Here is an 11,565-nt window from a genome sequence, read left to right as displayed (position 1 = left end):
GCGCTGATGCGGCATGCGACCAGCAAGATCGGCTCGCTGGAAGAGCTGGAATCGGTGGCGACGCTGGGCTTTCGCGGCGAAGCGCTGGCGTCGATTGCCTCGGTGGCGGAATTGACGCTCACCTCGCGCACCGCCCATGACGCGCACGCCACGCAAATCGTCGCGCAAACGGGGCGTTCGCAGCCGGCCTCGGGCGGCGTCGGCACCACCGTCGACGTGCAGCACCTGTACTTCAACACGCCGGCGCGCCGCAAATTCCTCAAGACCGAGCAGACCGAGCTGGGCCACTGCATGGAGGTCATCCGCCGCACCGCGCTCGCCCGCCCGGACGTGGCCATCTCCGTGCATCACAACGGCAAGCCGCTGGAGCACTGGAACGCCGTCGCCGCCGATTCGCGCACAGCCGCCGTGCTTGGCACCGAGTTCGCCCGCGCGCGCCTGCCGTTCGAGGAGGAAGCCGGCGAGTTGCGCCTGTTCGGCTTTGCCGGCCTGCCGACCGCCTCGCGCGGCCGCGCCGACCACCAGTTCTTCTACGTCAACGGCCGCTTCGTGCGCGACCGCCTGCTCACCCACGCCGTGCGCAGTGCTTATGAAGACGTGCTGCACGGCGACCGCTTCCCCGCCTACGTGCTGTGCCTGGAGCTGCCGCCCGAAGCGGTGGACGTGAACGTGCATCCGTCCAAGATCGAGGTGCGCTTCCGCGACAGCCGCGCGGTGCACCAGTTCGTCTACCACGCGGTGCAGCGCGCGCTGTCCCGCCACGCCGGTGAACAGGGCGACAGCCTGCGCACGGACATTGCCGATGCGCCCGGCGCAGCGGCCACGCCCTCGCCTGCCGACAACACCACACGCTGGATCAACCAGATGGCCGCGCGGCAGACCTCGCTCGGCATCGCGCAGCCGCGTGCGGAATATCTATCGATGATGCGCGGCGACGGCGTGCCGCTGGCGTCGAGCCGCCCCGCCTGGATGGCCGACGTGCCGAGCGCCACCACGCTGTTCGATGGCGGCACGGCGACGGCCACGGCCGAGGCGCAGGCAGCCACACCCATTGCGCCGACCGCATCACCGGAAGCTGACGACGATGCCCACCCGCTTGGCTTCGCCGTTGCCCAGCTGCACGGCATCTACGTGCTGGCGCAGAACGCGCGCGGCATGGTGCTGGTCGACATGCACGCCGCGCACGAGCGCATCCTCTACGAACAGCTAAAGACTGCCCTGGAAGCCAAGCGCATCGAGGTGCAGCCGCTGCTGATCCCGGTCACGTTTGCCGCCAGCGCGGTGGAGATCGGCACGGCCGAGGAATTCCGCGACACGCTCACGTTGCTCGGCTTCGACATCTCCGCCGTCTCGCCAACCACGCTAGCCGTGCGCGCCGTGCCCACGCTGCTGCAAAAGGCCGATGCCCAGGCGCTCGCGCGCGACGTGCTGCGCGACCTGCAGGCCTACGGCGGCTCGCGCGTGCTGGCCGAGCGCCAGAACGAGCTGCTTGCCACGCTGGCGTGCCACTCCGCCGTGCGCGCCAACCGCCGGCTGAACCTGGACGAGATGAACGCGCTGCTGCGCCAGATGGAAGCCACCGAACGGGCCGACCAATGCAACCACGGCCGCCCGACGTGGATCCAGCTGACGGTGGCCGACCTGGACCGCCTGTTCCTGCGCGGCCAGTGAGTTTCCGATGACCGCGTCTTCTGTAACCGCGCCTCGCGCCGTCTGCCTGCTCGGCCCCACCGCGTCCGGCAAGACCGCCGCCGCGCTCAAGCTCGCCGAGCGCTGGCCGGTCGAGATCATCAGCATGGATTCCGCGCTGGTGTATCGCGGCATGGATATCGGCACCGCCAAGCCCAGCCCCGAAGAGCAGGCCATCGCGCCGCATCACCTGATCGACATCATCGACCCGCTCGATGCGTATTCGGCCGCGCAGTTCGCCAACGATGCGAATGCGTTGATCGACGCCATCCGCGCACGCGGCAAGCTACCGCTGATCGTCGGCGGCACGATGCTGTACTACAAGGCGCTCACGCAGGGGCTGTCCGACCTGCCCGGCGCTGATCCGGCCATCCGCGCCGAGATCGACGCCGAAGCCGCGCGCGACGGCTGGCCGGCACTGCATGCCAAGCTGGCGCTGGTCGACCCCGTGACTGCCGCGCGGCTGCATACGACCGACGCGCAGCGCATCCAGCGCGCGCTGGAGCTGTATCGGCTCACCGGCCAACCAATGTCTGCCCTGCTGGCGCGCGAGGCGGGCGCGAATGCCTTCCACCGGCACGAAGCCGCCGCACCCTACCTGACGATCGCGCTGGAGCCGTCCGACCGCCTCGTGCTGCATGCTCGCATCGCCCAGCGCTTCGACGCGATGCTGGCCGGCGGCCTGCTCGACGAGGTGGAAGCGCTGCGCCGCCGTGGCGACCTGACGCCTGCGCTGCCGTCCATCCGCTGCGTCGGCTATCGCCAGGCCTGGGCCTACCTCGACGGCGAAATCGACGGGACAGCTCTGCGCGAACAAGGCATCGCCGCCACGCGCCAGCTCTGCAAGCGCCAGATCACCTGGCTGCGCAGCACGCCGGAGCGGCACGTGGTCGACTGCCTCGCCCCCGATTACGTCGACCAGGTCGCGCGCCTGGTCCAAACCGCACTGGAACCACAATGACCACAGCTGACACGACCACCTTCGTGCTGCGCCCCGCCACGCCCGACGACTGTGCTGCGCTGGTCCGCCTGATCACCGCGCTGGCCGAGTACGAGAAGCTCACGCACCTCGTGCAGACCACGCCCGAGGCGCTGCGCGCGATGCTGTTCGGCCCGCGCCCGTATTGCGAGGCGGTGCTGGCGGAAGTGGAGGGCCAGGCCGTCGGCTTCGCGCTGTTCTTCCACAACTTCTCGACCTTCCTGTGCAAGCCCGGCCTGTACCTGGAAGACCTCTTCGTCGACCCGACCTACCGTGGCCTCGGCATCGGCAAGGCGCTGCTGGTGCACCTCGCCCGCCTCGCACAAGAACGCGACTGCGGCCGCTTCGAATGGAGCGTGCTCGACTGGAACGCCCCGTCGATCGCCTTCTACGAAGCCATGGGCGCAGACGTGCTGCCCGAATGGCGCATCTGCCGTGCGACAGGCAATGCGCTGGAAAAGATGGCCGCCATGCCCATGCCGACCGGGCTGGCCGCGCAGGACTGAGCCCACCCGAATTCGACAGCAAGCTCCGGAGTGCAGCGCGCACCGAGGAGCGTAGGCTTGGCGGTATCGATCCTCTCTCGGACGGAGCGAACATGCCGCCTTCCCCGGTGCCGCGCGCAGTCGCGGCCCCCCTTCCTACGCTCGATGGCATCGACTGGCACGCCGTCGAAGACGCCCTCAACGACATCGGCAGCGCCCTGCTGCCGGGCTTGCTCACGCACGATGCCTGCGACGCGCTGGCCGCGCTCTATCCGCACGACACCCTATACCGCTCGCGCGTGGTGATGGAGCGCCACGGCTTCGGGCGCGGCGAGTACAAGTACTTCGCCTATCCGCTACCCGACGTCATCGCGCAATTGCGCACCGCGCTGTACCCGCAGCTCGCGCCCATCGCCAACCGCTGGAACCAGGCGATGGGCATCGACGACCGCTATCCGCCCAAGCACGCCGATTTCCTGCGCCGCTGCCACGAGGCCGGTCAGTTGCGCCCGACCCCGCTGATCCTGCAATACGGCCCTGGCGACTACAACTGCCTGCACCAGGACCTCTACGGTGAGCACGTCTTCCCGCTGCAGGTAGCGATCCTGCTGTCCGAACCCGGCGTCGATTTCACCGGCGGCGAGTTCGTCATGACCGAGCAGCGCCCACGCATGCAGTCCCGCCCCGAGGTTGTGCCGCTGCGCAAAGGCGATGCGGTGGTCTTTGCCGTGCACCATCGGCCCGTGCAGGGCACGCGCGGCACGTACCGCGTCAACCTGCGCCATGGCGTGAGCCGCCTGCGCGCCGGACAGCGGCATACTGTCGGCATCATCTTCCACGATGCCCTGTGACGGACGCGCCATGACAACGGGCGATCTCTTTGCGGACCACGAACACATCGACGCGACCCGCGTCGTGCTGGGGCCGGCGTCGTTCGTGCTGCGCGGCTTCGCGCTGGCCGATGCCCCTGCGCTGCTCGCCGCCGTGGAGGCCATTGCGCAGCAGGCGCCGTTCCGCCACATGATCACGCCGGGTGGCTTCGAGATGTCGGTCGCGCTCACCAACTGCGGCACGCTGGGTTGGACCTCCGATCGCCACGGCTACCGCTACGCCACGCACGACCCGCTCACCGATCAGCCTTGGCCGCCGCTGCCCGATGTATTCCTGCGCCTGGCGCTGAACGCCGCCGCCGAAGCGGGCTTCCCAAGCTTCGTGCCCGACGCCTGCCTCATCAACCGTTACGTCCCCGGCACGCGCCTGTCGCTGCACCAGGACCGCGACGAGCAGGACTACGGCGCGCCCATCGTCTCGGTGTCGCTCGGTGTGCCGGCCGTCTTCCTGTTCGGCGGCCACAAGCGCGCCGACAAGACGCAGCGCATCCCCCTCTTCCACGGCGACGTGGTGGTCTGGGGCGGCCCCGACCGCCTGCGCTACCACGGCGTCGCGCCGCTCAAGGAGAACACGCATCCGCTGCTGGGTGCGCGGCGCATCAACCTCACCTTCCGCAAGGCCGGCTGACATGGCGATCCTCGCTGCCGATCTGTCCGACGACGCGTACACACGTGCCGCCGACTTCCTGTCCGCGCTCGACGACGACTGGGCGCGCCACATTGCTGCCACCGGCCCGTGCCGCCACGCCGCCAAACCCGCACGCGAGCCATACGAGGCGCTGGTGCGCGCCATCGCTTACCAACAACTGCACGCGAAAGCCGGCGACGCCATCCTCGGCCGCTTCCTGGCGCTGTATCCCGGCGACGCGTTCCCTGCCCCCGAGCAGGTGCTCGCTACTGACGAGACTGCGCTGCGCAACTGCGGCTTCTCGGCGACCAAACTGGCGACCATCCGCGGCATCGCGCAGGCCAAGCTCGACGGCGTGGTGCCCGCACGCGAGGCGGCGCTCGCCATGTCGGATGCGGAGCTGATCGACCAGCTCATCACGCTGCGCGGCGTCGGCCGCTGGACGGTCGAGATGCTGCTGATCTACACGCTGGAGCGCTCCGACATCCTGCCCGCCGACGATTTTGGCGTGCGCGACGGCTACCGGCGGCTGAAGCACCTTGAAACCGCGCCGACGCGCAAGCAGATGAACGAGATCGGCCGCGCCTGGAGCCCGTATCGCACCGTCGCCGCGTGGTACTTGTGGCGCATGCCGGCCAAGTGACGCGGCCGCTGCTGAATTTGACCGCAAGCGGCGGAGTGTTCCCGCCGGGGCTCGCGCCTACAGTACAGGCATCGATTTCCACTGGATGACGCCATGCAAACGTCTGCCCAAGCCACATCGGCCACCATCATGATCGCCACCGTCGAACACGACCCGCGCTGGGCCCGCGTGCTCGCGCGCGATGCCACCGCCGACGGCCAGTTTGTCTACGCGGTGAAGACCACCGGCGTGTACTGCCAGCCGAGCAGCCCGTCGCGCCTGCCGCGCCCGGAGAACGTCGAGTTCTTCGACACGCCCGCCGACGCTGAAGCGGCAGGCTATCGCCCGAGCCGCCGCGCCAGCCCCGACCAGACCACCGCGCGTGCCCAGCAGGCCGCGCTGGTGGCCGCCGCGTGCCGCCGCATCGAGGCTGCGGATACACCGCCCACGCTCGATGCGCTGGCGCAGGAAGCGGGCCTGAGCGCATACCACTTCCACCGCCTGTTCAAGTCCATCACCGGCCTCACGCCCAAGGCCTACGCCGCCGCCCACCGCGCGCGCAAGCTGCGCGAGCAACTCGGGCGCGGGAGTTCCGTCACCGAAGCCATCTACGACGCCGGCTTCAACGCCAGCAGCCGCTTCTACGAGGCGTCGGATCACGTGCTCGGCATGACCGCCAGCCGCTACCGTGCCGGCGGCGCGCAAACCACGATCCGCTTTGCCGTGGGCGAATGCTCGCTCGGCTCGATCCTGGTGGCGCGGAGCGACCGCGGCATCTGCGCGATCCTGATGGGCGACGATCCGGACGCGCTCGCGCGCGACCTGCAGGACACCTTCCCGAAGGCCGAGCTGATCGGCGGGGATGCCGGCTTCGAAGACTTGGTGGCCAAGGTGGTGGGGCTGATCGAGGTGCCGTTCATCGGGCTGGACCTGCCGCTGGACGTGCGCGGCACGGCGTTCCAGGAACGCGTGTGGCAGGCGCTGCGCGAAGTCCCGCCGGGCAGCACCACCAGCTATGCCGAGATCGCCGAACGCATCGGTGCGCCCAAGGCGGTTCGGGCGGTGGCGCAGGCCTGCGCGGCCAACCACATCGCCGTGGCCATCCCGTGCCATCGCGTGATCCGCAGCGACGGCAACACCTCCGGCTATCGCTGGGGCGTGGAGCGCAAGCGCGCGCTGCTGGAGCGCGAGGCGCATCCCGAAGCCTAGGGCCTGTTGACGCTAACCCGTGGCGTGAAGACCTGGACGCTGGTCGGCGCCGACGGCCAGCCTTATGCGAGCGCCGTGCCCGGCACGCTGGGCGGCCATCGGCGCGCCCGCATCTACGGGCGGCTCGATTGCCGCTCGGCGCGCCAGGCCATCGCGCGCGGCGGCTACACGCGGCACCGCGTGTTCTTCCTGAACGAGGCCGACGCCCGCGCCGCCGGCTACCGGCCCTGCGCGGTCTGCCTGCCGCAGGCGTATGCGGCGTGGAAAAGATCGGCGGCTTCCGGGTAAAGTCGCGGTCTCGTTATCGAAGACACGCTCCTGCGCTCCATGACCAAGCCCCTGTTTGCTGCCGTACTCGCCGCCCTCGCGCTGGCGGGTTGCGGCCGCTCCGACAACGCCCCCAAACCCGCCGCTCCGACGCCGGCAACCGCACCGGCTAGCACACCCGCTGCGCCTGCCGCCAGCGCCCCCGCCGTCAGCGAGGCCGACCAGGCCAAGGCCATCGACCTCGCCCGCGCCGCCATCCAGAAGTACAAGCTGACCAGCCTGTCACCCGAGTGCCTGTCGTTCCTGGTGGACCAGCAAGACGCCACGCACAACAGCGTCGAGGTGCTGGAAAACCACACGCCCGCCTGCGGCGGCGATCCGAACACCGCGCCGCACGTGGTCACGCTGTTGATCGACAAGAACACGGGCGAGCTGCAAAAGGACGACCCGGTCAACGGCGACTACGTGCCGTTGAAATAGGCCGAACGTTCCCCGCCACGCTGGTCTTTGCTGGCCTGTCGGCGACGACTCAGTCGAAGTCCATCGCGGATGCTGAGCCCGATCAGGGTCACGTTGAAGGCGCCGGCCACCAGCTCAATAGCCTGCACGGCATAGAACGCACCGTCGAACAAGCCGGCTTGCGCCCGCACGGACAGGAAGATCGCCGCCGGCACCAGAATCAGCAGGCCGTTCGCTGCAATGAACGGCATTCGCCTGCGCTTGCCGACTAGCAAGGGATGCTGGCCTTTTGCCCCCATGGCGAAGCCGGTCCCGGCGGTGGTCATCATGGTCGGCACGAAGGCCAGCAGCGCATAGGCAATGCCCTGCTTGACGTGCGCGACGGCCCCAGCCGATAGAAACAGCTCGGCGACCGCGGTGGATGTCCAGAACGCCGATAGGAACAGCAGGGACAGGACCGCTGCGGTTGCGTGGACCTTACGCTTCATGTCCGTCCTCCTTCCGCGTCACCGCGTACAGATCGGTCACGGCCGCCAGGACCCTCTCCGCCGTTTCCAGATCGGTGCTCTTGAACGCGGCAGCCGCTTGCGCGGCGTGACTGTTCCACCGCGCATCGATCGCGTCAAAAGCGGCGCGACCATGCGGCGTCAAGTCGTACAGCGACGAACGCTTGTGCATGGGGTTGGGATGCGCTTCCATCAGCCCTTCCTGGACAAGCGCATTGAGCTGCTTCTGGGCGCCCTGGCGGGTCATCCCCATGCGGGCGGCAATCTGGGGCGCCGTCAGCGGCTGATTAACCAGGGCGACGGCGCCAAGCATCTGCCATCGCGCCGTGCTCAGTCCCTCGACCGAGGCGAATGCGTCACCCCAATCGGTCAATACGCCGTGGAGCCTAAATACGGTCAAGACGAGATCGGTCAGTTGGTCTGACTTGCTGCGCGACATGTTGGATGCCCTCCGTAATTTGACAACAGGTTGCCATTTAGGCAACTGGTTGTCAAATTGCGCACAACGAAAGCGCATAAAAAAAACCGCCGAGCTTGTCGGCGGTTTTTTGTTGGGCGCGAACCCTGCGTCAGACCACGATCGTCTGCGCCTCGCCAGCCTGGCGGGCGCGGATCTCGCCGATCTGGTAGACCGTCTCGCCCGCGTCCTTCAGGTGGGCGATGGCCGCCGGTGCGTCGGCCGCCGACACGATCACGACCATGCCGATGCCGCAGTTGAACACGCGGTGCATCTCGGCATCGGCCACGTTGCCGGCCTTCTGCAGCCATTGGAACAGCGGCGGCAGCGTCCACGCATCCTTGTGTAGCACAGCGGTCAGGTTGTCTTGCAGCACGCGCGGCACGTTCTCGGTCAAACCACCGCCGGTGATGTGCGCCATGCCCTTGACCGGCAGCTTCTCGATCAGCGCCAGCAGCGGCTTCACGTAGATGCGCGTCGGCGCCATGATGGCGTCCTGCAAGCGCTGGCCGTGGAAATCCGCATTCAGGTCCGGGCGCGACACCTCGATGATCTTGCGCACCAGCGAGTAGCCGTTCGAATGCGCACCCGACGAGGCCAGGCCCAGCACCACGTCGCCCTCGGCGACGGTGGTGCCGTCGATGATCTTGCGCTTCTCGACCGCGCCGACGGCAAAGCCGGCCAGGTCGTACTCGCCGTCCGGGTACATGCTCGGCATCTCGGCGGTCTCGCCGCCGATCAGCGCGCAGCCGGCCAACTCGCAGCCCTGGGCGATGCCCTTGACCACGGTGGCGGCGGTGTCGACGTCGAGCTTGCCGCAGGCGAAGTAATCCAGGAAGAACAGCGGCTCGGCGCCCTGCACCAGGATGTCGTTCACGCTCATGGCGACCAGATCCTGGCCCACGGTGTCGTGGCGGTTCAGGGCAAAGGCCAGCTTCAACTTGGTGCCCACGCCGTCGGTGCCGGACACCAGCACCGGCTCCTGGTACTTCTTGGACAGCTCGAACAGCGCGCCGAAGCCGCCGATGCCGCCCAGCACGCCTTCGCGCATGGTGCGCTTGGCAAACGGCTTGATGCGGTCGACCAGGGCGTCGCCCGCCTCGATGTCGACGCCCGCGTCACGGTAGGACAGGCCACTTGACGTGGATGCGGATGGGGTTTCGGGGGCGCTCATACAGTCGTCTGAATTGAAAAAAACCGGTAAGGAAGGCGAGAGGGCGGCGGAAGTCACAAAAACCGGACCCGCCGGTCCAGTAAAATCACGATTTTACCGGATGCGGCCCTCCCGTTGGCCGGTTTCTGGATCGATCCCCACACCAGGACACCCACCGCCCATGAACGCCCCCTTGCTGTCGCAGGAGACCAAGCGCACGCTCGCCTGGATCGCCGTGGCGATCGTCTTCCTGGCGCTGCTCAAGCTGCTGGCGCCGACGCTCACGCCGTTCGTGTTCGCATTCATCCTGTCGTACATCCTGCATCCGGGTGTGGAATGGCTGCAACGCCACCGCGTGCCGCGCGCGCTGGGCGTGTTCCTGATGATCCTGCTGCTGACGGTGGTGGGCGTGGCGCTGCTGCTGCTGATCCTGGCGGTGCTGCAGAAGGAGATTCCGGCCATCCGCGACCAGCTGCCGGGCATGCTGAGCAAGCTCAACGCGGTGGTCTCGCCCAAACTGGCCGACATGGGCGTGCATGTGCGCTTCGATTTCCCTGGCCTGCGCAAGCTGCTGACCGAGCAGCTCGCCGCCAGCCCGGAAGATGTGATGTCCACGGCGCTGGCCTACGCGCGCGTGTCGGGCTCGGCGGCGGTGCAGGTGCTGGGCATCGCCTTCCTGGTGCCGATCGTGATGTTCTACCTGCTGATGGACTGGAACATGCTGATGCGCCGGATCGAAGGCGCCGTGCCGCGCCGCTGGCTGCCCAAGACGCGCGAGCTGGCCAGCGAGACCGACGGCCTGCTCTCGCAATACCTGCGCGGGCAGATCATCGTCATGCTGATCCTGGCGGTGTACTACTCTTCCGGCCTGGCGCTGGCGGGCTTTGACGTGGCGCTGCCGATCGGCATCTTCACCGGGCTGGCGGTGTTCATCCCGTATATCGGCTTCGGCATTGGCCTGACGCTGGCGGTGCTGTCGGCGCTGTTGCAGTTCGGCAACCTGTATGGGCTGCTGGCGGTGGCGGTGGTGTACGGCATCGGCCAGGTGCTGGAGGGCTTCTACCTGACGCCGCGGCTGGTGGGCGAGCGCATCGGCCTGCACCCGCTGGCCGTGATCCTCGCCTTGCTGGCTTTTGGCCAATTGTTCGGATTTTTCGGTATCCTGCTGGCCCTGCCGATCAGTGCCGTGCTGCTGGTCGGCCTGCGGCAGATCCGCCAGCTTTATCTAGGCAGCAAGCTGTACCGCGACTGAGATTGATCCACCCGCCCGCTGACGCTTCACGTTTCATGGCCACACCCGAACAGCTACCGCTCGAACTCGGCGCGACGCCCGCCCCGACCTTCGACAACTTCGTCGCCACCGGCAACGAAGAGGCGGTGCTGCGCCTGCGCGGCCTGATCCCGCAAGTGGTGGATGGCACCGCCGTCGACCGCCTGGTCTACCTCTGGGGCGAATCCGGCAGCGGCCGCAGCCACCTGCTGCAGGCCATCAGCGCCCAGACCGAGGCCGGCGGCTTTGAGGCCCGCACGCTGGAGCCCGACGCGCCGCCCGAAGCCTTCGAATTCGACCCGGCCGTGACCGTCTGGACCATCGACGATGCCGAGCGCCTGGACGAATGGGCGCAGATCGCCGTGTTCAACCTCGTCAATGAAGTGCGTGCGCATCCGCATGCGGCACTCATCGCCGCCGGGGCCGCCGCGCCGATGTCGATGCCGCTGCGCGAAGACCTGCGCACCCGCCTGGGCTGGGGCCTGGTCTACTGGCTGCGCCCGCTGTCCGACGCCGACAAGGTCGAGGCCCTGCGCCAGGCCGCCCGCGAGCGCGGCATGCAGCTCTCGGCCGATGTTCCGCAGTGGCTTGTCACGCACTCCTACCGCGACATGCCGAGCCTGATGGCCCTGCTGGACGCCCTCGACACCTATTCGCTCGCCCGCAAGCGCGCCGTCACCCTGCCGCTCTTGCGCGACATGCTCGCGCTGATGAAGTGAGCGCCGGGCCGGCCGTCGGGGACTGCCGCGATTGAATGTCACACCTTCGGGTAAAATCGCCGCCCATGAATCTGGCCCTCTTTGACCTCGATCACACCCTCATCCCCACCGACAGCGACCACGAGTGGGGACGTTTCCTCATCCGGCGCGGCGTGGTGGATGAAGCCGAATACCAGCGCAAGAACGATCAGTTCTATGCCGACTACAAGGCCGGCACGCTGGATATCCACGC

Annotated in this window: 15 protein-coding genes; 12 read left to right on the top strand and 3 right to left on the bottom strand. The window is 68.1% G+C overall.

Annotated features, from left to right (window positions below):
- The 9 genes from mutL to QZ609_RS19350 form a co-directional block, all read left to right on the top strand.
- The coding region (gene mutL, locus QZ609_RS19390) for a DNA mismatch repair endonuclease MutL (protein WP_295498239.1) at nucleotides 1–1,671 on the top strand (1,671 nt) is incomplete at its 5' end.
- A 7-nt stretch (nucleotides 1,672–1,678) separates the two neighbouring features.
- Nucleotides 1,679–2,650 carry a tRNA (adenosine(37)-N6)-dimethylallyltransferase MiaA gene (miaA, locus tag QZ609_RS19385; protein WP_295498236.1) on the top strand — a complete coding sequence of 324 codons (972 nt, stop codon included), beginning with the start codon at nucleotides 1,679–1,681 and terminating at the stop codon, nucleotides 2,648–2,650.
- A complete protein-coding gene (locus QZ609_RS19380; RefSeq protein WP_295498234.1) occupies nucleotides 2,647–3,174 on the top strand; it encodes a GNAT family N-acetyltransferase in 528 nt (175 codons plus the stop codon). Before miaA ends, QZ609_RS19380 begins: the two co-directional genes overlap by 4 nt.
- A gap of 92 nt (nucleotides 3,175–3,266) precedes the next feature.
- Entirely contained in the window at nucleotides 3,267–4,004 is a 738-nt protein-coding gene (locus QZ609_RS19375; protein ID WP_295498231.1) for a 2OG-Fe(II) oxygenase, read from the top strand.
- A gap of 10 nt (nucleotides 4,005–4,014) precedes the next feature.
- Nucleotides 4,015–4,671, top strand: coding sequence for a DNA oxidative demethylase AlkB (gene alkB, locus QZ609_RS19370; RefSeq protein WP_295498228.1), 657 nt, complete (start codon nucleotides 4,015–4,017; stop codon nucleotides 4,669–4,671).
- 1 nt (nucleotide 4,672) lies between these two features.
- Nucleotides 4,673–5,314, top strand: coding sequence for a DNA-3-methyladenine glycosylase (locus QZ609_RS19365; protein ID WP_295498225.1), 642 nt, complete (start codon nucleotides 4,673–4,675; stop codon nucleotides 5,312–5,314).
- A gap of 93 nt (nucleotides 5,315–5,407) precedes the next feature.
- Entirely contained in the window at nucleotides 5,408–6,502 is a 1,095-nt protein-coding gene (ada, locus tag QZ609_RS19360; RefSeq protein WP_295498223.1) for a bifunctional DNA-binding transcriptional regulator/O6-methylguanine-DNA methyltransferase Ada, read from the top strand.
- A gap of 6 nt (nucleotides 6,503–6,508) precedes the next feature.
- Nucleotides 6,509–6,790: an Ada metal-binding domain-containing protein gene (locus QZ609_RS19355; RefSeq protein ID WP_295498220.1), complete on the top strand. Its 282-nt coding sequence runs from the start codon at nucleotides 6,509–6,511 to the stop codon at nucleotides 6,788–6,790.
- Between the two features lie 39 nt (nucleotides 6,791–6,829).
- On the top strand, nucleotides 6,830–7,249 hold the full coding sequence (locus QZ609_RS19350; protein ID WP_295498217.1) for a hypothetical protein: 420 nt from the start codon (nucleotides 6,830–6,832) through the stop codon (nucleotides 7,247–7,249).
- Here the strand turns inward: QZ609_RS19350 and QZ609_RS19345 are convergent.
- The 3 genes from QZ609_RS19345 to purM all read right to left on the bottom strand — a co-directional run bounded on the left by QZ609_RS19345 (nucleotide 7,231) and on the right by purM (nucleotide 9,365).
- A complete protein-coding gene (locus QZ609_RS19345; RefSeq protein WP_295498215.1) occupies nucleotides 7,231–7,716 on the bottom strand; it encodes a hypothetical protein in 486 nt (161 codons plus the stop codon). The two genes, QZ609_RS19350 and QZ609_RS19345, sit on opposite strands and share 19 nt — an antisense overlap.
- Nucleotides 7,706–8,173, bottom strand: a complete 468-nt coding sequence (locus tag QZ609_RS19340) for a helix-turn-helix domain-containing protein (protein WP_295498212.1) — start codon at nucleotides 8,171–8,173, stop codon at nucleotides 7,706–7,708. Before QZ609_RS19340 ends, QZ609_RS19345 begins: the two co-directional genes overlap by 11 nt.
- Before the next feature lie 130 nt (nucleotides 8,174–8,303).
- Complete coding sequence (gene purM, locus QZ609_RS19335; protein WP_295498209.1) at nucleotides 8,304–9,365, bottom strand: phosphoribosylformylglycinamidine cyclo-ligase; 1,062 nt, start codon at nucleotides 9,363–9,365, stop codon at nucleotides 8,304–8,306.
- A gap of 160 nt (nucleotides 9,366–9,525) precedes the next feature.
- On the opposite strand from purM, the gene QZ609_RS19330 reads away from it, so the two are divergent.
- The 3 genes from QZ609_RS19330 to QZ609_RS19320 all read left to right on the top strand — a co-directional run.
- Nucleotides 9,526–10,596, top strand: coding sequence for an AI-2E family transporter (locus QZ609_RS19330; protein WP_295498206.1), 1,071 nt, complete (start codon nucleotides 9,526–9,528; stop codon nucleotides 10,594–10,596).
- 35 nt (nucleotides 10,597–10,631) lie between these two features.
- Nucleotides 10,632–11,333: a DnaA regulatory inactivator Hda gene (hda, locus tag QZ609_RS19325; RefSeq protein WP_295498203.1), complete on the top strand. Its 702-nt coding sequence runs from the start codon at nucleotides 10,632–10,634 to the stop codon at nucleotides 11,331–11,333.
- Nucleotides 11,334–11,398: 65 nt separating this feature from the next.
- On the top strand, nucleotides 11,399–11,565 hold a 167-nt coding region (locus QZ609_RS19320), incomplete at its 3' end, for an HAD family hydrolase (RefSeq protein ID WP_295498241.1).

The organism is uncultured Ralstonia sp., assembly GCA_913056305.1.
GTDB lineage: Bacteria > Pseudomonadota > Gammaproteobacteria > Burkholderiales > Burkholderiaceae > Ralstonia.
Note: the sequence above shows the minus strand (reverse complement) of the source record. Positions and strands in the feature narration are given on the sequence as shown.